The organism is Burkholderia sp. R-40 (assembly GCF_049942845.1).
In the GTDB taxonomy this organism is placed as follows: Bacteria; Pseudomonadota; Gammaproteobacteria; order Burkholderiales; family Burkholderiaceae; genus Burkholderia; species Burkholderia ambifaria.
The window spans coordinates 3,061,930-3,085,121 of sequence record NZ_CP187967.1; the positions used below are offsets into that span (position 1 = coordinate 3,061,930).

Below are 23,192 nucleotides of genomic sequence, written 5' to 3' on the forward strand. Positions count from 1 at the left end.
CCCGCTTTCAAACCCGTACCCCGATAAATCCATGGAGGAGACAACCATGCAGGTTTGGCATCAGATCTACACGCCGCTCGGCAGCCTCGGGCTGTCGGCGTTCGTCGCCGCAATTCCGATCATCTTCTTTTTCATCGCGCTCGCCGCCTTGCGGATGAAGGGGCACGTGGCCGCCGCGATCACGCTGCTGCTGTCGCTCGGCGTCGCGATCGTCGCGTACGGGATGCCCGTGCCGCAGGCGCTCGCGGCGGCCGGCTTCGGCTTCGCGTACGGCCTGTGGCCGATCGCGTGGATCATCGTCGCGGCCGTGTTCCTGTACAAGATCGTCGTGAAGACCGGCCAGTTCGACATCATCCGCGCGTCGGTGCTGTCGATCACCGACGACCAGCGGCTGCAGATGCTGCTGATCGGCTTCTCGTTCGGCGCGTTCCTCGAAGGCGCCGCCGGCTTCGGCGCGCCCGTCGCGATCACGGCCGCGCTGCTCGTCGGCCTCGGCTTCAAGCCGCTGCACGCGGCCGGACTGTGCCTGATCGCGAACACCGCGCCGGTCGCGTTCGGCGCGATGGGCATTCCGATCATCGTCGCCGGGCAGGTGACGGGCATCGACCCGCTCCACATCGGCGCGATGGCCGGCCGCCAGTTGCCGCTGCTGTCGCTCGCGGTGCCGTTCTGGCTCGTGTTCATGATGGACGGGCTGCGCGGCGTGCGTCAGACGTGGCCGGCCGCGCTCGTCGCGGGCGGCAGCTTCGCGGTCACGCAGTACTTCACGTCGAACCACATCGGGCCCGAGCTGCCGGACATCACGTCGTCGCTGGTCAGCCTCGTGTCGCTGGCCGTATTCCTGAAGGTGTGGCAGCCGAGCAGCGCGAAGCAGACGGCAGGCGGCGTCGTCACGTCCGGCGGCGGCGCGGCGCTCGCGGGGTTCGGCGCGGGCGGCAACGGGTCGGGCGCAAGCCGCCAGGCGTCGCCGTACTCGCTCGCGCAGACCGTGCGCGCGTGGTCGCCGTTCCTGATCCTGACGGCCGTCGTCACCGTGTGGAGCATCGCGCCGTTCAAGGCGCTGTTCGCCGCGCACGGCGCGCTCGCGTCGACCGTCCTGAAGTTCCACGTTGCCGGGCTCGACCAGCTCGTCGTGAAGACCGCGCCGATCGCCGCGACGCCGAAGGCACTCGACGCGGTGCTGAAGCTCGACCTCGTGTCGGCGGTGGGCAGCGCGATCCTCGTGACCGCGCTGATCTCGATGGCGCTGCTGCGGATGAAGCCGCGCGACGCGCTCGTCACGTTCGGCGAGACGCTGAAGGAACTCACGCGCCCGATCCTGTCGATCGGCCTCGTGCTCGCGTTCGCGTTCGTCGCGAATTACTCGGGGATGTCGTCGACGCTCGCGTTGATGCTGGCCGGCACCGGCGCCGCGTTCCCGTTCTTCTCGCCGTTCCTCGGCTGGCTCGGCGTGTTCCTGACCGGCTCGGACACGTCGTCGAACGCGCTGTTCTGCTCGCTGCAGCAGGCGACCGCGCACCAGCTCGGCGTGCCCGAGACGCTCGCGGTCGCCGCGAACACGACGGGCGGCGTGACCGCGAAGATGATCTCGCCGCAGTCGATCGCGGTGGCATGCGCGGCGACCGGCCTGGTCGGCAAGGAGTCCGATCTGTTCCGCTTCACGGTGCGCCACAGCCTGCTGTTCGCGGTGATCGTCGGCCTGATCACGCTCGTGCAGGCCTACGTGCTGCCGGGAATGGTGCCGTAAGCACGCGGCGCGGCCGCTTTCCGGGCTCCAAAAAACAAAACCCCACGCCCGAAAGAGCGTGGGGTTTGGTTCATCCCGGGCGCCGGACGAAGCCGGCGCCGCGATCGGCGATCAGCTGCCCTTCGCGATGCGATCCTGGATGTGCTGCGCACGGCTCGACGAGGACGGGTGCGAGCTCATCATCGAGCTCTTGCCGCCATCGAGTTGCGCGAGTTTCTGGAACGCGGTGACGAGGCCCTTCTGGTTCATGCTCTTTTGCTTCATCAGGTCGAACGAGTAGTCGTCGGCCGCGCTTTCCTGCGTCTGCGAGAACTGCGCGTTGATGAACTTCTCGGTGATGTCGCCGAGCTGCGAGCTCGTCAGGGTCGCGACGCCCGGCGATGCCGCGCCGGCCGCGGTGCGCGCCGCGCTGACCGCGTAGGCGGTCTGCATCGCCTTCTTCGAGTGACCCAGTGCGACGTGGCCCATTTCATGACCGATCACGCCGCGCAGTTCGTCGTCGTTCATCATGTCCATCAGGCCGCTGTACACGCGCACGCAGCCGTTGCCCATCGCCCACGCGTTGACGTCCTTGGTCATGTAGACCTTGTAGTTGATCTTCTGGCCGTTCAGCGTCATGTCGCCGAAGCCCTTCATCACCTTCGTCAGGCGCTTCGCGTACGCGCTGTTCGGCGCGGCGATCTTCGATTCGGCGTCGCTCGACTTGCACGAGTCGTTCGACAGTGCCGCGATGTCGCTGTCCGACAGCGTCGCCGCCTTGTACAGGTTGGTCCCCGCCGACGTGAGGCTGTTCGCGTCGAGATTCTGCACGCCGCCGCATGCGCTCAACAGGAACGCCATGCCACACGCTGCCGCTGCTTTCTTGATATGCATCCCGGATCCCTCGGTAGTTGTAGTTGGGAGCGGCGATTTTGCATAATCCGGCAGAAAATTACCAGATGTTTACATCGAATGACAGGTTGATTACCGGCCGATGCGGAATGAACGGCGCAATTCCTCAACCGATTGATGACGAACCGGCGGTCAATCGCGGCGGCCGGGCGACCGGCTGAATGCGGTACGCGGCCGGCGCATCAGCCGCCGCGCGGCCAGCATCGGCAGCCGCACCACGAAACCGGCAAACAGCCGCAGGTGCATCCACGCGAGCAGCGCGTTGTCGCGACCGTAGTGGAAATGCGACACACCGCCCTCGTGCGCGCCGAAGTAGCGCACCGGCGCCTCGATGCGGATCGGCCGCACGCCGGCCCAGCACAGCCGCACGGCCGCTTCCGGATCGAAGTCGAAGCCGCGCATCCACGGCTGCCGATGCATGATCGCGGCGAGCGGCGCGACCGGATACACGCGAAAGCCGTACAGCGAATCGCCGATCCCGGCCCACAGCGTCTCGAGGTCGGCCCAGCCGTTCGACAACCGCCGGCCCTGCACGCGCAACTGCGGCGCGCTCGCGTCGAACTTCGGCAGGCCGAGCACCATCGCGTCCGGGCTCGCCTGCGATACGGCCATGAATTCGGGGATCAGCTCGGCCGGATGCTGGCCGTCGGAATCCATCGTCAGCACGTGCGTGAAGCCGCTCGCGGCCGCCGCGTCGAGGCCGGCCAGCACCGCCGCGCCCTTGCCGCGGTTCTGCGGCAGGACGATCACGCGCAGCCCCGGATCGCGCTCGGCCATCGCCTGCAGCCGCTCGGCGCTGCCGTCGGTGCTGCCGTCGACGACGACCCACACCGGATTCCACTGCGCGCGGGCGTTGCGCACGGTCGTGTCGACCTTGATGCCCGGGTTGTAGCTCGGAATCAACACGAGATGGGTGGACGAGGCGTGCAGCTTGGACATGGGAACGGCCGATTGCGAAGACGATGATCCTGACAAAAGTGTATGACCTGCGGGCGCGCGCCGACAGGCTTCCTCGACGCCGCCCGGCTGCGGCGACGGTTCGCGCAGCGACAGGCCCTCGCGCTTCACGACAGTTGCTCCAGCGGATGGCCGGCGCTCGCGTCGATCTCGACCAGCAGATCGTCGCGGCACACGTGCGCGTGGACGAACAGGGCGCGCACGTCGGCGCCGGCCGCATCGCGCAGCGCGCGTTCGATCGCGGCGAGCGCCGCGGTGTCGCCCGCGTCGCGCACGTAGACGCGATAGCTCAAGTCCGCAAGCGTGAACGGGCCATGCCCCTGCCGCGCCGCCTGCTCGAGCACGGCCGCCAGGTTCGCGATCGTCTCGCGCGTTTGCGCGACGACATCGCCACGATGCAGGGTGCGGTGCCCGACGATGCTGGCGGTGCCCGACACGAACAGCAGCGGTGCCGCAGCGCCGTCGGTCCATGCGGCCGCGCGCGCGAACGTCGGCGCACGCGGGCCGTACTCGGCCGGGTAGTGATACGCGCTGACCTGGCGCGGGTTCTCGACCGGATCGGCCGGCGTGCGGCTCGCGATGAAATGGATCGCGAGCGGCGCGGCCGGCGGCGTGTCGCCCGTGACCGGCACGACCGAACCGAGCGCGCAGGCGGCCGGCACGCCGCCCGTCAGCGCGCGGCGGCACGCGTCGAACGCCCGCTGCCTGCCGATATTGAACTGACGATAGCGTTCGATCCCGAACTGCTGCGCATTGATCGCCGGCACCGTGTTCCAGATGCGCAGTGGATGCGGGAGACCGAGCGTATCGAGCACGTCGAACAGCGCGCGGTAGGCGCCGTATGTCGCGCGTTCGAGCGGCGTGCCGCCGTCGTGATCCATATCGGCCGTTTCCTGCGTTTCCTGCACGACGATGCTGCCGAACACGAGCCCCGCGGTTTCGCTGTAGCGGTACTGCAGCGCACCGCGTCGCGCGCTGCGCAAGTCGGGCGCGTCGCACTGCCAGATTTCGCAGACCGCGCCGCCGCGTGCGTGGCCGCCGGCATCGAGCAGCGTCATCGGCACCGGTGCGAGTGGCAGGTCGGGCGCGGCGACGGCGAGCATGCGTGCCAGCGCATCGGCCGGCGATCCGGCCGCGCCGATGCACACCGCGCCCAGCGCACCGGGAAAGAGGTGCTCGAATGCGTCGCCCCGCTGCTGCGCAGCGTGCAGCAGCGCGGCCAGCCGTGCGTGATCGATCCGGGCGAGCCGCAGCCCACGGCTGCCGCCCTTCGCTGCGAGCGGGATGCCCGCTCGCGAAGCGGCAGGCGCGGCTGCCGTGTGTCCGTGCGCGACCGCGGTCGGGGCGGACGACAGGGAACACGCTCGCCGTTCGGCGTCGACTGGATGCACTGACACTTCGATTTCCTCACTATGCGGCGCAGGCTCGCGGCACCGGGGCCACGCGCCGCGTTGCGCGCCGTTGCTTCGCGTCAAGCCGACGCTGCGCGCGTCGTCATGCGAGCCCGCCGTTGACGGACAGCACTTGTCCCGTCACATAGGCGGCCGCATCGGATACCAGATACGCGACCATCGCCGCGACTTCGTCGGGCCGGCCCGCGCGTTGCGCCGGCACGAGCTGCTTGATCCGTTCGGCGGGAAACGCAGGGGCGGCCATCGGCGATTCGATGATGCCGGGCGCGACCGCGTTCACCGTGATGCCGCGCGATGCAAGCTCCAGCGACAGCGACTTCGTCGCGCCGATCAGCCCCGCCTTCGCGGCCGCGTAGTTGACCTGCCCGCGGTTGCCGGTCACGCCCGCGACCGACGCGATGTTGACGATCCGGCCGCGCCGCGTGCGGATCATCGGCAGCAACAGCGGTTGCGTGACGTTGAAAAAACCGTTGAGCGTCACGTCGATCACGCTGTGCCATTGCCGGCGCGACATGCCGGCCATCGGCGCGTCGTCGTGAATGCCCGCGTTGTTGACGAGGATCTGCACCGGCGCGTCGTCGACGAACGGCGCGAGCGCGGCGAGCGTCGCGTCGCCATCGGTCACGTCGAATGCGATCGCGTGCGCGGTGCCGCCGGCCGCGACGATCTGCTGCGCGACGGCCTCCGCCTGCGCGAGATTCCGGTTCGCGTGCACCCAGACTTCGTGACCGGCCTGCGCGAGCGCCGTGCAGATCGCCTGCCCGAGTGCGCCGCTGCCGCCCGTTACGAGCGCCCGCATCGACTTGCTCCGTTCATCGCGTTTCACCTCGATCGACGTGGCGGCCTGTCGTCCAGCGACGGCCGCCGCGTGCGGTAATCATCCGTGTGCCGCGCCGTGCGCGCCCGTCACTTCGTGCGATGCGCGGCGACGTATGCGGCGAGCGCGCCGAGCGTCGCGAAGATCTGTTTGTTATCCGGATTGTCCGAGCGCAGCTCGAAGCCGTATTTCTTCGAGATCAGCAGCGCGATTTCGAGGATGTCGATGGAGTCGAGCCCGAAGCCCTCGCCGTACAGCGGGGTCCCGGCCGTCACCGTTTCGAGCGGGACGTCTTCGAGATTCAGTTCGCCGATGATCAGCGTGGCGAGCTCTTGTTCCAGTGCGTTCATCATGCTTGCGGGCAGGCGGCCCGTGGCAGCGGGAGGCACCCGGAAACGGCAACCGTCATGCATGCCCGGCGCGTGCGAAGCCCGCGCGAATCTCCGTCCCTCCGGCGTCTGCCGGCTTCCCCGCCTGCGTTATTGGGGGTCGTTTGTAAAAGTTACGCGGATTCTAGTGGATGGGTATCGGTGCGTATACCGTGAATGGTTACAGACTGAAGGGCCGCGCCGCGGCCGGTTTCGGGCCCCGATCGCAGCAGATGCTTGAGCCGCTTCGGATGGAAATGGATCGCCGCCGCGAAAGCGTCGGTGCGCTGCCATACATTCGGTTACAAAACCTGACCGCGCCGGTCTCGAACGGCCACGCAGCGGCCCTAAAATGGCGAGCACGACAGCCGGCCCGGACAAGCGTCCCGGCCGCCATTCATATGATGTTTGACGGCCCGACGAACGCGTCCGGCCTCACGATACGCCCGATGTTTCCAGCAGCCATGCCGCGCCCGTCCATTTGCCTCGCCCCCGTTTGCCCGCCCGTGCGCCGCCGTGCCGCGGCCGCCGGCGGCGACGCGCGCCCACATCGCGCGCCGGGAGCGCCGCGATGAGCACGCCGCTCGCGATCGTGCGCGGCGTCGGCGCGCTCGCCGCGGTGGCGGCGTACCAGATCGGCGCGCATTACGCGGCTGCGACGCCCGGCGCGCATGGCGTCGGCCTCGCGATGGCGCTCGTGCCGCCGCTGCTGCTCGCGCTCGGTGCGGCATGGCGCTCGCCGCGGCGCGCGTGGCTCGTGCCGGCGTGGCTACTGGCCGCCGTCGCACTGTGGGCCGCGCGCATCCCGCTCGCGCGCCATTTCGAATGGGGACTGTATCTGGAACACGCGAGCTTCAACCTCGCGATGGCGCTGCTGTTCGGCCGCACGCTCGCGGCCGGCCAGGTGCCGCTGTGCACACGTTTCGCGACGATGATCCACGGCACGATCACGCCGGCCGTCGCGCGCTACACGCGGCGCATCACGCTCGCGTGGACGCTGTTCTTCGTCGCGATCGCCGCCGTGTCGACGCTGATGTTCGCGACCGCGCCGATCGTCGCGTGGTCGACGTTCGCGAACTACCTGTCGCTGCCGCTCGTCGCCGTGATGTTCGCCGCCGAGCATGCGTGCCGGCGCTTCGCGCTGCCGCACGAAGCGCGGGCAGGCATGGTCGACGCGGTGCGCGCGTACCGCGCGTCGACCCAACCGTCACGATGAATTCATGGCCGGCGCGGCGCCGCATCGCGGCCACGCCGGTCACCGCTTCCCGCTCTAGCCGATTTATGCCGACTCACCCGCTGGTATTCCATTCGTCGCCGGACCAGACGATCGCCTGGCGCGACGGCGCGCCCGTCACCGTGCGCACGTTCGTCGCCGACGTCGCGCGCGTGGCCGCCGCGCTGCCCGCCGGCGGCCACGTGTTCAACGTGTGCCGCGACCGCTACCGCTTCGCGGTCAGCCTGTGCGCGGCGCTCGTCTCCGGCAGGATCAGCCTGCTGCCGTCGACGCATACGCCGGAGATGGTGCGCCAGCTCGCGTCGTTCGCACCGGACGCGTTCTGCCTGCACGACGCGCCCGACTGCACGATCGACCTGCCGCGCTTCGCGTATCCGGACGCCGCGGCCGGCGATCTTCCCGACGACACACCCTGCGTGGTGCCGCGGATCGATGCGGCGCGGATCATGGCGTACGTGTTCACCTCCGGCTCGACGGGCGCGCCGGTGCCGCACCGCAAGACCTGGGGATTCCTGGTCGGCTGCGTGCGCGCGGCGGCCGACCGCCTCGGCCTGCTCGACGGCCGCGCGGCCACGCTGATCGGCACCGTGCCCGCGCAGCACATGTACGGCTTCGAGTCGACGGTGTTGCTCGCGCTGATCGGCGGCCTCGCGTTCAGCAATCGCCAGCCGTTCTATCCGGGCGACATTCGCGACGAACTCGACGCGATCCCGCAGCCGCGCGTGCTCGTCACGTCGCCGATCCACCTGCGCGCGCTGCTGTCGGCCGGCCATGCGCTGCCGCCGGCCGCGCTCGTGCTGTCGGCCACCGCGCCGCTGTCGGAAAAACTCGCGTGCGAAGCCGAGGCCGCGCTCGGCGCGCCGCTCGTTGAGATCTACGGCAGCACCGAGACCGGGCAGATCGCGACGCGCCGTACGTCGCAGGGTGCGACCTGGCAACTGTTCCCGGACATCCGGCTCGATGCGCGTGATGCGCATGACGCGTCGCACGGCGAGGCCGCGGCCGACGACAGTGGCCCGACCATGTGGGTATCGGGCGGACACGTCGAGGCCCCCGTGCCAATGGGCGACGCGCTCGAGCTGCTCGGCGACGGCCGGTTCCTGCTGCATGGCCGCAAGGCCGACCTCGTCAACATCGCCGGCAAGCGCACGTCGCTCGCCTATCTGAATCATCAATTGAACGCGATTGCCGGCGTCGTCGACGGCGTGTTCTTCATGCCGGACGAAGCCGCGCCGGCCCACGCCGATGCGGCCCGCGAACCGGTCACGCGCCTCGTCGCGCTCGTGGTCGCCCCGACGCTCGCCGCGGCCGATCTGCAACGCGCGCTGCGCGAACGGATCGATCCCGCGTTCATGCCGCGTCCGCTCGTATTCGTCGACGCGTTGCCGCGCAACGAAACGGGCAAGCTGCCGCGCGACGTGCTCGCCGCGCTCGTCGCACGGCACACGCGCGCCGGCGCGGCCGACGGGGGCGAGCGCAGCGAGACGGATGCGCCGCTCGCGTTCACGATTCCCGCCGATCACCCGGCGCTGCCCGGTCATTTCCCCGGTCATCCGATCGTGCCGGGCGTCGTGCTGCTCGATCACGCGATCGCCGCGCTCGGCGCCTCGCTGAACCGCCCGCTGGATACGTGGCGGCTCGCTTCCGCGAAATTCCTGAGCCCGGTCGCGCCCGGCGAACCGCTCGATCTCGCGTTCGACGCGGCGGCCGGCGGTGCGATCCGCTTCACGCTGCGCGCCGGCGCGCGCGACGTCGCGACCGGCGTGCTGTCCGCGCCGCCGGCCGCACCGGAAGGCGCGCAGCCATGAAGCGCACCGCATGGGCCGAGCGCCAGGAACGCAGCAACGCGGCGCTGCTGCGCGCGATGACCTGGATCTCGCTGCGGTTCGGCCGGCAGCCGTCGCGCGTCGTGCTGCACGCGATCGCGGCCTATTTCGTGCTGTTCTCGCCGGTCGCCCGCGCGGCATCGCGCGACTACCTGCGCCGCGTGCTAGGCCGTCCGGCGCGCTGGCGCGACGTGTACCGGCACGTGTTCACGTTCGCGGCGACGATCCACGACCGCATCTACCTGATGAACGGCCGCTTCGACCTGTTCGACATCCGGCTGCACGGCGAAACGCGGGTGGACGAAGCGCTCGCCGGCGGGCGCGGCGCAGTGCTGATGGGCGCGCACCTCGGCAGCTTCGAAGTCGTGCGCGCGATCGGCCGCACGCGTCCGGACCTGCGCGTCGTCGTCACGATGTTCGAAGAGAACGCGCGCAAGATCAACGCGACGCTCGCCGCCGTGAATCCGGCCGCGAAGCCGGAAGTGATTCCGCTCGGGCAGGTCGACTCGATGCTGAAGGTGCGCGAGCGCCTCGACGCGAACTGCATGGTCGGGATGCTCGCCGACCGCACGCTGCTCGACGACGCGGCCGCGTCGATGCGGCGGCTGCCGCTGCTGGGCGCGCCGGCCGCATTCCCGCTCGGGCCGCTCTACATGGCCGCGATGCTGCGGCGCCCGGTGCTGTTCATGACCGGCCTCTATCGCGACGGCAATCGCTACGACGTGCACTTCGAGACGCTCGCCGATTTCTCCGACGTGCGCCGCGACACGCGCGCGGCGGCCGTCGATGCGGCGCTCGCGCGCTACGTCGCGCTGCTCGACCGGTATTGCCGCGCGGCGCCGTACAACTGGTTCAACTATTTCGATTTCTGGCAGACCGGCAACGCCGCCGCGCGCCGCGACGATGCGCGCGCGTGCACCGGGCTGTCCACCCCGAGGGATTCCGACGCATGACCGCCGTTCGCCGCTTCCTGTCGCTGTTCCCGCAGTCGCCCCTGTTCACGCCGCACCGCGCCGCACGCGTGTTCGCCGTCACGGCCGCCTTCGCGCTCGCGCTGCCCGCGCAGGCGGCCGACACCGGTTCGGCATGGACCCTCGACCGGCTGATGTCGACGCTCGCGCAGCACAAGTCCGGGCGTGCGACGTTCACCGAGACGAAGACGCTGTCGATCGCCGCGCAGCCGCTCGAATCGTCGGGCGAGCTCGTGTTCGTCGCGCCCGATCATCTCGAGAAGCACACGCTGAGCCCGAAGCCCGAACATCTGGTCGTCGACGGCGACATGCTCACCGTCGAGCGCAACAACCGCAAATTCACGCTCGCGCTCGCGCGCTACCCCGAGCTCGGCGCATTCATCGACAGTATCCGCGCGACGCTCGCCGGCAACCGCTATGCGCTCGAGCAGGTGTACAAGGTCGCGCTCGCCGGCCGTGGCGACGACTGGACGCTGACGCTCACGCCGCTCGATTCGCGGATGCTGAAGGTCGTCAGCACGATCACGCTCGACGGCACGCGCGACGTGTTGCGCAGCGTCGCGATCCGGCAGGCCGACGGCGACCATTCGACGATGCGCCTGCAACCCGTCCCGGCGAACTGATGGACGAACGCACCCGGCTGACCGCTCCCGTCACCCGGCGCCTGCCCGCCTGGCGGCAACGCGCGGTGCTCGTGTGGCTGCTCGCGCTCGTCGCATGCGCGATCGCGATCGCCCGCGCGAATTTCACGGCCGATTTGTCCGCGTTCCTGCCGCGCGCGCCGAGCGCCGGGCAGCGCGTGCTCGTCGAGCAACTGCGCGACGGCATCGTGTCGCGACTGATCCTCGTCGCGATCGACGGCGGCGATGCGGCCGCGCGCGCCGCGCTGTCGCGGCGCGTCGCCGGCACGCTGCGCGCCGACCGGCAATTCTCGGCGATCAACAACGGCGAGGCCGTGAACGACGCGCGCGACCAGCAGTTCGTGTTCGATCATCGCTACCTGCTGAGCCCGGCCGTCACGCCGCAACGCTTCAGCGCGGACGGCCTGCACCAGGCGCTCGGCGACAGCCTCGACCTGCTGGGCTCGTCGGCGGGCCTCGTCGCGAAGGCGATGCTGCCGCGCGACCCGACGGGCGAAGTGACCGCGCTCGTCGACCAGCTCGATAGCGGCGCGCAGCCGGCCGTGCGCGACGGCGTGTGGGCATCGCGCGACGGCACGCGCGCGGTGCTCGTCGTGCAGACGGCCGCCGCCGGCTCCGACACCGACGCGCAGGCCCGCGCGATCGACGCGGTGCGCCGCGCGTTCTCCGCCGCGACGCAGACGCTGCCGAACCCGGCCGCGTACACGCTCGCGATGACCGGCCCCGGCGTGTTCTCCGTCGATACGCGCGACACGATCCGGCACGACGTCGAGCGGCTGTCGACCGCGAGCCTCGTGCTGATCGTCGCGCTGCTGCTGACGCTGTACCGCTCGCCGCGCACGCTCGCGCTGGGGCTGCTGCCGGTGCTGACGGGCATCGCGGCCGGCATCGCGGCGGTCAGCGTCGCGTTCGGCACCGTCCACGGGCTGACGCTCGGCTTCGGCACGACGCTGATCGGCGAGGCCGTCGACTATTCGATCTACCTGTTCGTGCAATCGTCGCAGGCCGGCTCGCGCGGCGCGGCGCGGCCCGCCGACGCAATGCGCGCGTGGCTCGCCGCATACTGGCCGACGATCCGGCTCGGCGTGCTCACGTCCGTTTGCGGCTTCGCGTCGATGCTGTTCTCCGGCTTTCCGGGCCTCGTGCAGCTCGGGCTCTATTCGATCGTCGGGCTGACGGCCGCCGCGCTCGTCACGCGCTACGTGCTGCCGCATCTGCGCGGCGAGCACGTCGCGATTCGCGACGTGTCGCGCATCGGCGCGGTGCTCGCGCGTGCGGCCGCCGCGGCGCCGCGGCTGCGCTGGCCGCTCGCCGTGCTCGTGCTCGCCGCGTGCACGACGCTCGTGCTGCATCGCGACGGCCTGTGGAGCCGCGAGCTCGCGGCGCTCAGCCCCGTTCCCGCCCGCGCGCAGGCACTCGACGCGCGCCTGCGCGCCGATGTCGGTGCGCCGGACGTGCGCTACCTCGTCGTGATTTCCGCACCGACCGAACAGGCCGCGCTCGAACGCACGGAACGGGTCGCCGCGCAATTGCAGCCGCTCGTCGATCGCGGCGCGCTCGCGGGTTTCGAAAGTCCCGCGCGCTATCTGCCGAGCGACGCCGCGCAGCGCGCGCGCCAGGCGAGCCTGCCGGACGCGGACGCGCTCGCCGCGCGGATGCGCGCGGCCGTCGCGAACCAGCCGATCTCGGTCAGGCCGGAGGTGTTCGCACCGTTCGTCGCCGATGTCGAAGCCGCGCGCCACGCGCCGCTGCTCACGCGCGCCGACCTGCGCGGCACGTCGATGGCGCTCGCCGTCGACGCGCTGCTGACCGAGCGCGCGGGCCGCTGGAGCGCGATGCTGCCGCTGCGCGCGCCGGACGCTGCGCGCACTGCGTCAGCCGCCGAGCCAGCACTCGATGCCGCGCCGATCCGCGCGGCCGTCGCGCGCGCCGGCGTACCCGACGCGCTGTTCGTCGACATGAAGGCCGAGGCCGACCGCCTGTACGTGAACTACGTGCACGAGGACATCCGGCTGTCGCTCGCGGGTTTCGCGGCGATCGCCGTGCTGCTGCTGATCGCGCTGCGCTCGCCGCGCCGCGTCGTGCGCGCGCTCGCGCCGCTCGTCGCGGCCGTAGTCGTGGTGACGGCCGGCTTCGCGCTCGCCGGCGTGCAGTTGACGATCCTGCACCTCGTCGGGATGCTGCTGATCGTCGCGGTCGGCTCGAACTATGCGCTGTTCTTCTGCAAGCGCGACGACGCGCAACCGGTCACGCCATACACGCTCGTGTCGCTGCTGATCGCGAACCTCGCGACGGTCGCCGGCTTCGGCCTGCTCGCGCTGTCACGCGTGCCGCTGCTCGAAACCTTCGGGCTGACCGTCGGCCCCGGCGCGATGCTCGCGCTGGCGTTCGCGGCGATTCTCGCGCCGCGCGCCGCGGCCGCGAACGGCCGTCCCCATGATCCGACAGGAGCTCGCGCATGAACGCGCCGTCATCCGTTTCACCGCCGCAGCCCGGCGATGCGCGCCGCTGGAAGCCGACGCCGCTGATCGCGGGCACCGCCGCGCTGCATGCGGGCGCGCTCGCGGCCGTCGTCGCGCAGCCGGCCGCGTGGCCGTGGGCCGCCGGCGGCGTGGTCGCCTCGCATCTCGCGCTGACGGCCGCCGGCCTGTGGCCGCGCAGCGCATTGCTCGGGCCGAACTGGACGCGGCTGCCGGCCGGTGCCGGCCGCCGGATCGCGCTGACGATCGACGACGGCCCGGACCCCGACGTCACGCCGCGCGTGCTCGACCTGCTCGATTGTTACGATGCACGCGCGACGTTCTTCTGCATCGGCGATCTCGCGCGACGCCATCCGCAATGGATCGAAGCGATCGTCGCGCGCGGCCACGCGGTCGAGAATCACAGCCAGCGGCACCGGCATACGTTCTCGCTGTCGGGCCCCGCCGCGCTGCGGCGCGAAATCGCCGCCGCGCAGCAGACGCTGACCGAGATCGCCGGCACGCGACCGCGCTTCTTCCGCGCGCCGGCCGGCCTGCGCAATCCGTTTCTCGAGCCGGTGCTCTGCGAGCTCGGCCTGCAGCTCGCCAGCTGGACGCGACGCGGCTTCGACACGCGCGAGCACGATGCGGACACCGTCACGCGCCGCCTGCTGAACGGCCTCGCGCCCCAGGACATCCTGCTCGTGCATGACGGCCATGCGGCGCGCGATGCGCGCGGCGAACCGGTCGTGCTCGACGTGCTGCCGGCGCTGCTGCGCGCGGCCGCCGAAGCGCGGTTGCAGTGGACCACGCTGCGCGCCGCGCTCACGCCCGAACCGTCCGAACCGCCCGGCCAGCCGGGGATGCCGGCACCCCCGTTTGATAAAATCTGACCATGCGCGGCGCGCCCGCCAGCCCTGCTGCGGCGCCCGTTCCGGCCACCGGATGCGACCCTCGTGAAACCTCTGCTGCTCTCGCACTTCACCGCCACCAGCTGCATCGGACGCGGCCTCGACGCGACCCTCAACGCGCTGCGCCACGCGCGCGGCGCTCTCACGCCGTGCGACTTCGAACGCGCCGAACTCGACACGTGGATCGGCTCGGTGGACGGCGTCGATGCGCAGCCCGTGCGCGCGGATCTCGCCGACTTCGACTGCCGCAACAACCGCCTCGCGCAGCTCGGCCTCGTCCAGGACGGCTTCGACGCGCGCGTCGCGGCGGCCGTGTCGCGCCATGGCGCCGCACGCGTCGGCGTGTTCATCGGCACGAGCACGTCCGGCATCCTCGAGACCGAACGCGCGTACGAGCAACGCGATCCGGCGAGCGGCGCACTGCCCGCCGGGTTCCGCTATGCGCACACCCACAACCCGTATTCGCCGGCCGCATTCGTGCGCGCGTATTTCGGGCTGCGCGGGCCGGCGATGGCGATCTCGTCCGCGTGTTCGTCCGGCGCGAAGGTATTCGGCTCCGCGCGCCGGATGATCGAAGCGGGGCTGATCGATGCGGCCGTCGTCGGCGGCGTCGATTCGCTGTGCCTGACGACGCTGTACGGCTTCAATTCGCTCGAACTGTTGTCGCGCCGGCCGTGCCGGCCGTTCGACGTCGCGCGCGACGGCATCTCGATCGGCGAGGCCGCCGCGTTCGCGCTGCTCGAACGCGTGCCGGACGCACGCACTGCGCTCGATGACGACGCGATCCTGCTGCTCGGCGTCGGCGAATCGAGCGATGCGCATCACATGTCGTCGCCGCATCCGGACGGGCTCGGCGCGCGCGTCGCGATCGAACAGGCGCTCGCATCGGCCGGCCTCGACGCGAGCGACATCGACTACGTGAACCTGCACGGCACCGCGACGCCCAGCAACGACGCCGCCGAAAGCCGCGCCGTGGGCGCGCTGCTCGCGCGCACGCCGTGCAGCTCGACGAAGGGGGCGACCGGTCACACGCTCGGCGCCGCCGGCGCGCTCGAAGCGGTCGTCGCCGCGCTCGCGCTGCGCGAGCAGTTCGTGCCGGCCGGCGTCAACACGACGCAACCCGACCCGGCGCTGGCCGCCGACTACGTGCTCGCGAGCCGCGACGCGCACCTGCGTGCGGTCCTGTCCAATTCGTTCGGCTTCGGCGGCACGAATTGCAGCCTGATCCTCGGCCGCGCCGAGCACGCCCGCCGCCGGGAGCCGACATGACCGTCACCGCCTTCATCGAAAGTGTCGGCCTCATCGGGCCGGGACTGAACGACTGGCCGCACGCGGCCGACGTGCTCGCCGGGCGCACGCCCTATGCGAGCGCGCGCACCGTGCTGCCGCCGCCGGCCGGCCTGCCGCCAGCGGAACGCCGCCGCACCGGCCCCGTGGTGCGCGTCGCGCTCGCGGTCGGACTCGAAGCGGCAGCCGCGAGCGGGCGCGATCCCGCCACGCTCGCGACCGTGTTCAGCGCGTCCGGCGGCGACGGCCAGAATTGCCATGCGATCTGCGAGACGCTCGCCGGCGACGACCGCCACCTGTCGCCCACGCGCTTTCACAATTCCGTGCACAACGCGCCGGCCGGCTACTGGAGCATCGCCACCCGTGCGATGGCGACGTCGAACGTGCTGTGCGCGCACGACGGCAGCTTTGCCGCGGGCCTGCTCGAGAGCCTGTGCCAGGTCGCGGTCGATCGCGTGCCGAGCCTGCTGATCGCTTACGACACCGACTACCCGGAGCCGCTGCGCGCGGTGCGGCCGATCGTCGACGCATTCGGCGTCGCGTTCGTGTTCGCGCCCGACGCAAGCGAACGCACGCTCGCGCGCATCGACGTGCAGCTGACCGACGCGCCGGCGACGACGCTCGCGAACCGCGAACTCGACGCGCTGCGCACCGGCAATCCGGCCGCGCGTGCGCTGCCGCTGCTCGACGCGCTCGCCGCGCGGCGTGCGACGCGCGTCGTGCTCGACTATCTGGAAGACGCGCGCGTGCAGGTCGATATCGCGCTGCCGTATGCCGCCGCTGAGCACGCGCCATGACGGCGCCCGTCTCGACGCCGATGCCGCCGCCGACGACGACGCTCGATCGCGCCTGGATCGCCGCGCACATTCCGCATGACGGCGCGATGTGCGTGCTCGATCGAGTCGAAGCATGGGATGCCGCGCGCATCCGCTGCAGCGCGACGAGCCACCGCGATCCGCACAACCCGCTGCGCTCGCGCGGCCGGCTCGCGTCGGTCTGCGGGATCGAATATGCGGCGCAGGCGATGGCCGTGCATGGCGCGCTGCTCAGTGCGCAACAGGAGCACACGGAACAAGCGCGGCCGCGCGCCGGTTATCTCGCGAGCGTGCGCAACGTCGACGCGTTCGTCGATCGGCTCGACACGTTCGCGCTGCCGCTGATCGTCGACGCCGAACGCATCGGCGGCGACGACCATTCCGTGCTGTACGGCTTCGCGCTGCGCTGCGACGATCGCGTGCTGCTTAGCGGCCGCGCGGTGGTGATGCTCGATGCATCGGCGGCCGGCGCACGCGTTCCGCCGCCGGCCGGCCACGCAGGCCCCCGATGAATTTGCCCAAGGAAACCAGGTCGTGAAAGCACGTCAGTTCATTTGCAGCGCAATCGTCCTCGCCCTGATCAGCCCGATCGCGCACGCGGACATGTCGGAAGTGAAGCAGGACATCAAGCGCGATTCGAAGGAAGCCGCGCACAAGACCGGCGAGGCTGCACGCAGCTTCGGCCATGCGACCGCGAGCGCCGCGAAGACGGTCGGTCACGGCATCGCGCATGTGTCGCGCGAGGGCTGGGATGCCACCAAGCGCACGACGAAGCGAATCTTCCACAAGAACGATTCGGGCGAAGGCGCGCAGAAGAGCGATTGAGTGTGAGCGTCCCGCGCAGCGCAGGCAGGATGCGCGGGATGCGGCACGACGCTTGAGTGCGCCGCTGCCGCACCGCCACCGTCATCGCGCGCCGTTGCGCGTGCGCCGCGCCGGCCTGCGCGCGAGGCACTTGCCGTACGCGACGAACCAGCAATCGCGATGATCGAAATTTCGCAGCAGCCGCGCGCGGCGCCGCTCGAGCCAGTGAAGCGCTATCGCCATCGTCAGCGCGACGGCCAGTGCCGAGCCGCCGATCGCGAGTCCCATCCAGGTTTCACCCATGCCTCCTCCGGAATGCGAGGCCGGGGCGGCACGCCTGCCGCGACGCGGTAGCAGGAGCGCGGACGCATCCGGCCCGCCGCATGTGCGGCGACCCTGCGTCCATGATCCATCACCGCACGCATGCCGCGCCGCTCCGGCGCTGGATACAGCGGGAGCACGGCCCGGACGCACGCGCGAACGCCGCCCGGGCCGCCGCGCGTCACTGCATGTGCTGGCCGCCGTTGATCGCGATGTTGGAGCCCGTCACGAAGCCGGCCTCCTCCGAGCACAGATACGCGACCAGCCCCGCGACTTCCTCGGGCTTGCCGAGCCGGCCCGCCGGAATCTGCGGGAGGATCTTCGTATCGAGGATGTCCTGCGGGATCGCCGTGACCATCTTCGTCGCGAGATAGCCCGGCGACACGCTGTTCACCGTCACGCCCTTGCGCGCGGTCTCGAGCGCGAGCGATTTCGTGAAGCCGTGCATGCCGGCCTTCGCGGCCGCGTAGTTGGTCTGGCCGACCGAGCCCTTCGAGCCATTGACCGACGCGATGTTGACGATGCGTCCCCAGCCGCGCTCGACCATGCCGTCGCAAACCGGCTTCGTCATGTTGAACACGGAATCGAGGTTGGTGCGGATCACCGCATCCCAGTTGACCTTGTCGAGCTTGCGCAGCGTCATGTCGCGCGTGATGCCCGCGTTGTTCACCAGGATGTCGACCGGGCCGACTTCCCGGACGATTTTCTCGATGCATTGCTGGCACGAATCGTAATCGGCCACATCCACCGGATAAGCGTGGAATTCGCGACCGGCCGCGTGCATCTCGGTCAGCCAGCGATCGGCACCGGTATTGTTCGGCGAATACGTGACAACGACCTGGTAGCCAGCGTCGTTCAACCGGATGCTGATCGCTTCGCCAAGACCGCCCATCCCACCCGTCACAACTGCAATTCGCTTAGTCATCCTATTAGTTACCGAGAAGTAAAGTAATCAATGGTGCGCGGCGACGACATGGCACATGCCGCCGCCCCACCGCTTCGATGCGCCCGCGTCGCTGACGCGGCGCGCACCGGAACATCACACCTGTCGCGGGTTGCCCGTTGCGCGCGCAACCTGCTTCGCGCGTGCGCGTCGCAGGCCCGCGCCGAACACGTGCATGCTCGTCAGGCCTGACTCAACCGCGTTCGACCGCGAGTGCGACACCCATCCCGCCGCCGATGCACAGCGACGCCAGACCGCGCTTCGCATCGCGCTTGACCATCTCGTGCAGCAGCGTCACCAGGATCCGGCAGCCCGATGCGCCGATCGGGTGACCGATCGCGATCGCCCCGCCGTTCACGTTCACCTTCGACGTGTCCCAGCCCATCTGCTTGTGCACGGCCAGCGCCTGCGCCGCGAAGGCCTCGTTGATTTCCATCAGGTCCAGGTCGCCCGGCGTCCAGCCCGCACGCTCCAGCGCGCGACGCGATGCCGGCACCGGGCCCATGCCCATCACGCTCGGATCCACGCCCGCATTCGCGTACGCCTTGATCCGCGCCAGCGGCGTCAGGCCCAGCGCCGCCGCCTTCTGCGCTGACATCACCAGTACCGCCGCCGCGCCGTCGTTCAGCCCCGACGCGTTCGCCGCCGTCACCGTGCCTTCCTTCGCGAACGCCGGCTTCAGGCCCGCCAGCGATTCCGCCGTCACGCCGTGACGCACGAACTCGTCGGTCGCGAACTGCAGCGGCTCGCCCTTGCGCTGCGGAATCGACACCGGCACGATCTCGTCGTTGAAGCGGCCGGCCTTCTGCGCGGCTTCCGCCTTGTTCTGCGACAGCGCCGCGAACGCGTCCTGCTCTTCGCGCGTGATCCCGTATTCCTTCGCGACGTTCTCCGCCGTGATGCCCATGTGGTACTGGTTGTACACGTCCCACAGGCCGTCGACGATCATCGTGTCGACCAGCTTCGCATCCCCCATCCGGAATCCGTCGCGCGAGCCCGGCAGCACGTGCGGCGCCGCGCTCATGTTTTCCTGGCCACCCGCGATCACGATCTCCGCGTCGCCCGCCGCGATCGCGTTCGCCGCCAGCATCACGGCCTTCAGGCCCGAGCCGCACACCTTGTTGATCGTCATGCCCGGCACCGCGCTCGGCAGGCCGGCCTTGATCAGCGACTGACGCGCCGGGTTCTGCCCCGAGCCTGCCGCCAGCACCTGGCCCATGATCACTTCGCTCACCTGGTCGGGCTTCACGCCCGAGCGCTCCAGCACCGCGCGAATCACCGTCGCGCCCAGTTCCGGTGCCGCGATCTTCGCGAGCGAGCCGCCGAATTTGCCGACCGCGGTCCGCGCGGCCGATACGATCACTACGTCCGTCATGTTCAGTTCCTGCTTTGAAATCAGTGGGTCGATCCGAATTGTGTGCCGATGCCGGCACGGCACTGCGGCCGGCGACGGCGCGTGAGCGCCGCGCGGCTCGCGATGCGGCTGCACGTTCGCGCGCGCATGCGCGCGGCACATCCGCGTGCTCCGGCCGTATCCGGACACGCCGCGGCGAGCGGAAAGCTCGCCGGCCGCCACGCGGCACACGCGGCGGCCGGCGCCTTCCGGCACCGCTCATTCCTTACTCGTGTCGCGCCTGCGCGCGACACGCGCTCACGCAGCGGAGTCGCGCGAAGCCGCTTCCTTGCGTGCGGCGGTGGCCGTCTGCTTGGCACCGCGCGCCGCCGTTTCGCTGACCGCGTCGAAACCGCTTTGCGCGGCCTCGATCGCCTGCCCCGCCGCTGCGCGCACGGTGTCGGCCGCGGCCGTCGCCGCGGACAGCGCCGAGTTCAGCGCGGCGACCACCGGGGCCGAACCGGCCGGCGCGTGCTTCGACAGTTCGCCGAACACGTCCTTCATGCGCTTGTCGTTCTGCTCGTACTGAACCTGCGCGACCTTCGCCCACTCGGCCTGCGTCGACACCGCGATGTCGAACAGATGGCGGCCGTACGCGACGGCCTTGCCGGCCGCTTCCTGCGGAACGGCGACCTGCTGCGCGAAGCCCGCGGCCGGGTTGCTGGTGTTGAACGCGTTCTTCAGCGTGTCCTCGTATTCCTCCAGCGCCGTCTTGGCCGCCTGTACATTGAGTTCGACGACAGCCTCGAAACCGTTGATCGCCGGACGGGCAAGTGCGAACCATGCGGCGATTCCGGACTGGTAATCGGCGGCGAATTTTTCGGGGGCAAATACGGACATCGGATAGCTCCTGGTGGCAATTGCGAGAGACGACACAAAGGAAATGGAAGTCAGATCGACAGCCTGCTCCCTTATTTTCAACCCGCACACGGCATTGAGTGCGAGAAGCTGAAGAAGGCATTTTAGATGCATTAATTGTCAATTAAATGGCATTAATGCTAGGTGAAAACCCTTACAACTCGACATGACCGCCATTCCGGCCGGGCTTTGCGCAGTGGGGTCAGGCCGCAACGCCTCACGCTTAAACAATTTTCCCAATTTTACAGCAGCATGCACCGTACTGATTCGCAATATTTACCGCGTCACTATTTCCGTTATGGTAAAACAGGTGTGCATGGAAACGGCCCAATCCGCTATGTAATCGTTTTTCTGCGGATTTATTCTGAAATCGTTACCAGGATTATTTCCGAAATCGTAATCGGAATTATTAACAACCGATTCAATTATCGGATGAATTGCCGCGCATAATGCCGACGGCGTCACCCGACCAGCTCGCGATGCAGCGCGCGAAACTCCTGCGCGAGCTTGTGCGCCGGCTCGAGATGGATCACCGGCGTCGACTGCTGATGCGACTCGCGGATCTTCACCGATGCCGACAGCCGCGACGCGAGCACCGGCAATCCTTCGTCGATGAGTTCGTCAACCAGCCGCTGCGGGAGGCTCGCACGCGGCTGGAACTGGTTGATGACGATCCCTTCGACCTCGAGCGCCGCGTTATGGTCCTGCTGGATTTCCTTCACGTTCTCGAGCAGCGTGTAGAGCGCGCGGCGCGAGAAGTCGTCGCAGTCGAACGGAATCAGGCAGCGCTCGACCGCGATCAGCGCCGAGCGCGTGTAGAAGTTCAGCGCGGGCGGCGTGTCGATGTAGATGGCGTCATAGGTGTCGAGCTCGTTCAGCGCGTCGCGCAGCTTGTAGATCTTGTAGCGCGACTCGAGCTTGCCGTGCAGCGTGTCGAGGTCCGGATGCGCGGGCATCACGTCGAGCCCGTCGAACGGCGTCGGATGGATGAACGACGCGACGTCGACCGGCCGGAAGTTGAACGTCAGCGCCGTCTCGAAGAATTCGGCGACGCCGGGATGCACGTCGCTCGCGGCGTCGCCGAGCAGATAGCGGGTGGAATTCGCCTGCGCGTCGAGATCGATGACGAGCGTGCGCAGTCCTTCGCTCGCGCTGATCGCCGCCAGGTTGCAGACGATCGTCGATTTGCCCACGCCGCCCTTCTGGTTGAATACGACCCGCCGCATGGTGTCTCCTTCGATCGAAACGTCGAAAGAACCAGTTTAGCCGGTCAATCGTGGCGACGGGGTGACATAAGTCAGATGCGCGGCACCGCACCAGAAATGAAAACGTTGCCGGCACGCGGCGCGCCCTCGGCGGAAGGGGGGCGAAATGTTGCAGTGCCGCATACGCGGTGCTAAACTAGGTGAAAACCCTTAGTTCAAGCTCGCGAAGGAGCAATCGTGTACCCCGTATTTTCGTTTCTGATGGACATGCTGCCGGGCCGCAGCAAGGCGACGTTCGCGCCCGCGGCCAAAGTGAACCGCGTCACGTTCACGGGCACAGTCGACCGCAGCGACGGCGTGGTCCTGTCGGTCCACGGTAGCGACGCGTTGGTGCGGTGGCCGAAGGGCGGAAAGTCGGTTGAGCGCGTCAGCAATCTGGTCGCGATCACGGAAGCGTAATTCGCTGGTTCTCCGGCGCGCTCGGCGCCAGTTAGTTCAGCGCGCACACGCGACGCCATCGCATCGATGATTCCGCCGAAGGCGTTGGTCGATGCCATCGGCAGTTCACGAACTGCGTATCGCGTCACGCCAGCCTCCGTTCGACGGAACGGAACCATCCGATTAGGCACGTTCCAGCCGAATCGAAAAACCTGCACACGAAAAAAGACCCGAAGCTCCAGGCCAAATCACTGATTTAGCTCGGAAGTTCGGGCCCATCCGTACAGCGGGAACCAACGTTCCTCTTAGAACGGAATATCGTCGTCCATCTCGTCGAAGCCGCCGCCTGCCGGCGCGCTCGGACGGCTCTGGCCGCCGCCTGCTGCGCCGCCGCGCGGTGCGCCGCCAGCACCGCCACCGCCGCGCTCCATCTGCTCGCCGCCGCGACCGCCGCCGCCACCACCACCGTAGCCGCCGCCGTAACCGCCTTCGTCACTGCCGCCACCGCCGCCGCCCGCGCCGCCGCGGCCGCCGAGCATCTGCATCTGGTCGGCGACGATTTCGGTCGAGTAGCGATCCTGGCCGTCCTGGCCCTGCCACTTGCGCGTGCGGATGCGCCCTTCGATATAGACCGACGAGCCCTTCTTCAGGTATTCGCTGACGATTTCGGCGAGACGGCCGAAGAACGCCACGCGGTGCCACTCGGTCATTTCCTTGAAATCGCCGCTCGCCTTGTCCTTGTAGCGATCGGTCGTCGCGAGACGGATGTTCGCAACCGCGTCGCCGCTCGGCAGGTAACGGACTTCAGGATCGGCGCCGAGATTGCCGACGAGGATGACCTTGTTGACGGATGCCATGTGTTTCTCCAGTAAATTCGATGCCGGGCCGCCCGCG

General features: G+C 69.4%; 23 protein-coding genes. 12 read left to right on the forward strand and 11 right to left on the reverse strand.

What is annotated here, in order from left to right:
* Window positions 1–46: 46 nt before the first annotated feature.
* Window positions 47–1,747 carry a lactate permease LctP family transporter gene (locus ACP26O_RS14145; RefSeq protein WP_175665375.1) on the forward strand — a complete coding sequence of 567 codons (1,701 nt, stop codon included), beginning with the start codon at window positions 47–49 and terminating at the stop codon, window positions 1,745–1,747.
* 111 nt (window positions 1,748–1,858) lie between these two features.
* Here the strand turns inward: ACP26O_RS14145 and ACP26O_RS14150 are convergent, their stop codons facing one another.
* The 5 genes from ACP26O_RS14150 to ACP26O_RS14170 all read right to left on the reverse strand — a co-directional run bounded on the left by ACP26O_RS14150 (window position 1,859) and on the right by ACP26O_RS14170 (window position 6,174).
* Window positions 1,859–2,620 carry a M48 family metalloprotease gene (locus tag ACP26O_RS14150; RefSeq protein ID WP_011657922.1) on the reverse strand — a complete coding sequence of 254 codons (762 nt, stop codon included), beginning with the start codon at window positions 2,618–2,620 and terminating at the stop codon, window positions 1,859–1,861.
* Between the two features lie 150 nt (window positions 2,621–2,770).
* Entirely contained in the window at window positions 2,771–3,577 is an 807-nt protein-coding gene (locus ACP26O_RS14155; protein ID WP_175665374.1) for a glycosyltransferase family 2 protein, read from the reverse strand.
* A 125-nt stretch (window positions 3,578–3,702) separates the two neighbouring features.
* Entirely contained in the window at window positions 3,703–4,992 is a 1,290-nt protein-coding gene (locus ACP26O_RS14160; protein ID WP_175665373.1) for an endoribonuclease L-PSP, read from the reverse strand.
* A gap of 97 nt (window positions 4,993–5,089) precedes the next feature.
* A complete protein-coding gene (gene fabG, locus ACP26O_RS14165; RefSeq protein ID WP_175665372.1) occupies window positions 5,090–5,806 on the reverse strand; it encodes a 3-oxoacyl-ACP reductase FabG in 717 nt (238 codons plus the stop codon).
* A gap of 107 nt (window positions 5,807–5,913) precedes the next feature.
* Window positions 5,914–6,174, reverse strand: a complete 261-nt coding sequence (locus ACP26O_RS14170; RefSeq protein WP_034177242.1) for a phosphopantetheine-binding protein — start codon at window positions 6,172–6,174, stop codon at window positions 5,914–5,916.
* A gap of 589 nt (window positions 6,175–6,763) precedes the next feature.
* Here ACP26O_RS14170 and ACP26O_RS14175 point away from each other — a divergent pair.
* From ACP26O_RS14175 to ACP26O_RS14220, 10 genes are all read left to right on the forward strand, one after another.
* Window positions 6,764–7,408, forward strand: a complete 645-nt coding sequence (locus ACP26O_RS14175; protein ID WP_175665371.1) for a hypothetical protein — start codon at window positions 6,764–6,766, stop codon at window positions 7,406–7,408.
* 65 nt (window positions 7,409–7,473) lie between these two features.
* Complete coding sequence (locus tag ACP26O_RS14180) at window positions 7,474–9,234, forward strand: AMP-binding protein (protein WP_175665370.1); 1,761 nt, start codon at window positions 7,474–7,476, stop codon at window positions 9,232–9,234.
* Window positions 9,231–10,205, forward strand: a complete 975-nt coding sequence (locus tag ACP26O_RS14185) for an acyl-CoA synthetase (protein ID WP_175665369.1) — start codon at window positions 9,231–9,233, stop codon at window positions 10,203–10,205. The genes ACP26O_RS14180 and ACP26O_RS14185 overlap by 4 nt, the downstream gene beginning before the upstream one ends.
* Window positions 10,202–10,846, forward strand: coding sequence for an outer membrane lipoprotein carrier protein LolA (locus tag ACP26O_RS14190; protein WP_175665368.1), 645 nt, complete (start codon window positions 10,202–10,204; stop codon window positions 10,844–10,846). The genes ACP26O_RS14185 and ACP26O_RS14190 overlap by 4 nt, the downstream gene beginning before the upstream one ends.
* A complete protein-coding gene (locus ACP26O_RS14195; RefSeq protein WP_175665367.1) occupies window positions 10,846–13,326 on the forward strand; it encodes an MMPL family transporter in 2,481 nt (826 codons plus the stop codon). Before ACP26O_RS14190 ends, ACP26O_RS14195 begins: the two co-directional genes overlap by 1 nt.
* A complete protein-coding gene (locus tag ACP26O_RS14200) occupies window positions 13,323–14,216 on the forward strand; it encodes a polysaccharide deacetylase family protein (protein ID WP_175665366.1) in 894 nt (297 codons plus the stop codon). The genes ACP26O_RS14195 and ACP26O_RS14200 overlap by 4 nt, the downstream gene beginning before the upstream one ends.
* Window positions 14,217–14,279: 63 nt before the next feature.
* Entirely contained in the window at window positions 14,280–15,503 is a 1,224-nt protein-coding gene (locus ACP26O_RS14205; RefSeq protein ID WP_175665365.1) for a beta-ketoacyl-[acyl-carrier-protein] synthase family protein, read from the forward strand.
* A complete protein-coding gene (locus ACP26O_RS14210) occupies window positions 15,500–16,318 on the forward strand; it encodes a beta-ketoacyl synthase chain length factor (RefSeq protein ID WP_175665364.1) in 819 nt (272 codons plus the stop codon). Before ACP26O_RS14205 ends, ACP26O_RS14210 begins: the two co-directional genes overlap by 4 nt.
* Window positions 16,315–16,848: a hotdog family protein gene (locus tag ACP26O_RS14215; protein ID WP_175665363.1), complete on the forward strand. Its 534-nt coding sequence runs from the start codon at window positions 16,315–16,317 to the stop codon at window positions 16,846–16,848. The genes ACP26O_RS14210 and ACP26O_RS14215 overlap by 4 nt, the downstream gene beginning before the upstream one ends.
* 22 nt (window positions 16,849–16,870) lie before the next feature.
* The gene (locus ACP26O_RS14220) at window positions 16,871–17,161 is read left to right on the forward strand and encodes a hypothetical protein (RefSeq protein WP_175665362.1); all 291 of its coding nucleotides are present in this window, start codon (window positions 16,871–16,873) and stop codon (window positions 17,159–17,161) included.
* Window positions 17,162–17,242: 81 nt separating this feature from the next.
* Here ACP26O_RS14220 and ACP26O_RS14225 read toward each other — a convergent pair whose 3' ends face one another.
* The 5 genes from ACP26O_RS14225 to ACP26O_RS14245 all read right to left on the reverse strand — a co-directional run bounded on the left by ACP26O_RS14225 (window position 17,243) and on the right by ACP26O_RS14245 (window position 21,881).
* The gene (locus tag ACP26O_RS14225; protein ID WP_041491275.1) at window positions 17,243–17,443 is read right to left on the reverse strand and encodes a hypothetical protein; all 201 of its coding nucleotides are present in this window, start codon (window positions 17,441–17,443) and stop codon (window positions 17,243–17,245) included.
* A gap of 199 nt (window positions 17,444–17,642) precedes the next feature.
* Window positions 17,643–18,386: an acetoacetyl-CoA reductase gene (gene phbB, locus ACP26O_RS14230; RefSeq protein WP_175665361.1), complete on the reverse strand. Its 744-nt coding sequence runs from the start codon at window positions 18,384–18,386 to the stop codon at window positions 17,643–17,645.
* A gap of 211 nt (window positions 18,387–18,597) precedes the next feature.
* Window positions 18,598–19,779, reverse strand: coding sequence for an acetyl-CoA C-acetyltransferase (locus tag ACP26O_RS14235; RefSeq protein WP_222152846.1), 1,182 nt, complete (start codon window positions 19,777–19,779; stop codon window positions 18,598–18,600).
* A 276-nt stretch (window positions 19,780–20,055) separates the two neighbouring features.
* Window positions 20,056–20,637 (reverse strand): TIGR01841 family phasin, encoded by a 582-nt coding sequence (phaP, locus tag ACP26O_RS14240; protein ID WP_175665591.1) that lies wholly within the window; start codon window positions 20,635–20,637, stop codon window positions 20,056–20,058.
* Between the two features lie 479 nt (window positions 20,638–21,116).
* Window positions 21,117–21,881, reverse strand: a complete 765-nt coding sequence (locus tag ACP26O_RS14245) for a ParA family protein (RefSeq protein WP_175665592.1) — start codon at window positions 21,879–21,881, stop codon at window positions 21,117–21,119.
* A gap of 216 nt (window positions 21,882–22,097) precedes the next feature.
* Between ACP26O_RS14245 and ACP26O_RS14250 the strand changes: the two genes are divergently transcribed.
* A complete protein-coding gene (locus ACP26O_RS14250; RefSeq protein WP_011657941.1) occupies window positions 22,098–22,319 on the forward strand; it encodes a hypothetical protein in 222 nt (73 codons plus the stop codon).
* A gap of 284 nt (window positions 22,320–22,603) precedes the next feature.
* Here ACP26O_RS14250 and ACP26O_RS14255 read toward each other — a convergent pair whose 3' ends face one another.
* Window positions 22,604–23,155: a single-stranded DNA-binding protein gene (locus ACP26O_RS14255; RefSeq protein WP_426356249.1), complete on the reverse strand. Its 552-nt coding sequence runs from the start codon at window positions 23,153–23,155 to the stop codon at window positions 22,604–22,606.
* Window positions 23,156–23,192: the final 37 nt, after the last annotated feature.

Excerpts from the sequence above, each read along its gene's own strand:
- ACP26O_RS14145 (WP_175665375.1), top strand. The coding sequence starts at position 47 with ATGCAGGTTTGGCATCAGATCTACACGCCGCTCGGCAGCCTCGGGCTG.
- ACP26O_RS14150 (WP_011657922.1), bottom strand. The coding sequence starts at position 2,620 with ATGCATATCAAGAAAGCAGCGGCAGCGTGTGGCATGGCGTTCCTGTTG.
- ACP26O_RS14155 (WP_175665374.1), bottom strand. The coding sequence starts at position 3,577 with ATGTCCAAGCTGCACGCCTCGTCCACCCATCTCGTGTTGATTCCGAGC.
- fabG (WP_175665372.1), bottom strand. The coding sequence starts at position 5,806 with ATGCGGGCGCTCGTAACGGGCGGCAGCGGCGCACTCGGGCAGGCGATC.
- ACP26O_RS14170 (WP_034177242.1), bottom strand. The coding sequence starts at position 6,174 with ATGAACGCACTGGAACAAGAGCTCGCCACGCTGATCATCGGCGAACTG.
- ACP26O_RS14175 (WP_175665371.1), top strand. The coding sequence starts at position 6,764 with ATGAGCACGCCGCTCGCGATCGTGCGCGGCGTCGGCGCGCTCGCCGCG.
- ACP26O_RS14180 (WP_175665370.1), top strand. The coding sequence starts at position 7,474 with ATGCCGACTCACCCGCTGGTATTCCATTCGTCGCCGGACCAGACGATC.
- ACP26O_RS14185 (WP_175665369.1), top strand. The coding sequence starts at position 9,231 with ATGAAGCGCACCGCATGGGCCGAGCGCCAGGAACGCAGCAACGCGGCG.
- ACP26O_RS14190 (WP_175665368.1), top strand. The coding sequence starts at position 10,202 with ATGACCGCCGTTCGCCGCTTCCTGTCGCTGTTCCCGCAGTCGCCCCTG.
- ACP26O_RS14195 (WP_175665367.1), top strand. The coding sequence starts at position 10,846 with ATGGACGAACGCACCCGGCTGACCGCTCCCGTCACCCGGCGCCTGCCC.
- ACP26O_RS14200 (WP_175665366.1), top strand. The coding sequence starts at position 13,323 with ATGAACGCGCCGTCATCCGTTTCACCGCCGCAGCCCGGCGATGCGCGC.
- ACP26O_RS14210 (WP_175665364.1), top strand. The coding sequence starts at position 15,500 with ATGACCGTCACCGCCTTCATCGAAAGTGTCGGCCTCATCGGGCCGGGA.
- ACP26O_RS14215 (WP_175665363.1), top strand. The coding sequence starts at position 16,315 with ATGACGGCGCCCGTCTCGACGCCGATGCCGCCGCCGACGACGACGCTC.
- ACP26O_RS14225 (WP_041491275.1), bottom strand. The coding sequence starts at position 17,443 with ATGGGTGAAACCTGGATGGGACTCGCGATCGGCGGCTCGGCACTGGCC.
- phbB (WP_175665361.1), bottom strand. The coding sequence starts at position 18,386 with ATGACTAAGCGAATTGCAGTTGTGACGGGTGGGATGGGCGGTCTTGGC.
- ACP26O_RS14235 (WP_222152846.1), bottom strand. The coding sequence starts at position 19,779 with ATGACGGACGTAGTGATCGTATCGGCCGCGCGGACCGCGGTCGGCAAA.
- phaP (WP_175665591.1), bottom strand. The coding sequence starts at position 20,637 with ATGTCCGTATTTGCCCCCGAAAAATTCGCCGCCGATTACCAGTCCGGA.
- ACP26O_RS14245 (WP_175665592.1), bottom strand. The coding sequence starts at position 21,881 with ATGCGGCGGGTCGTATTCAACCAGAAGGGCGGCGTGGGCAAATCGACG.
- ACP26O_RS14255 (WP_426356249.1), bottom strand. The coding sequence starts at position 23,155 with ATGGCATCCGTCAACAAGGTCATCCTCGTCGGCAATCTCGGCGCCGAT.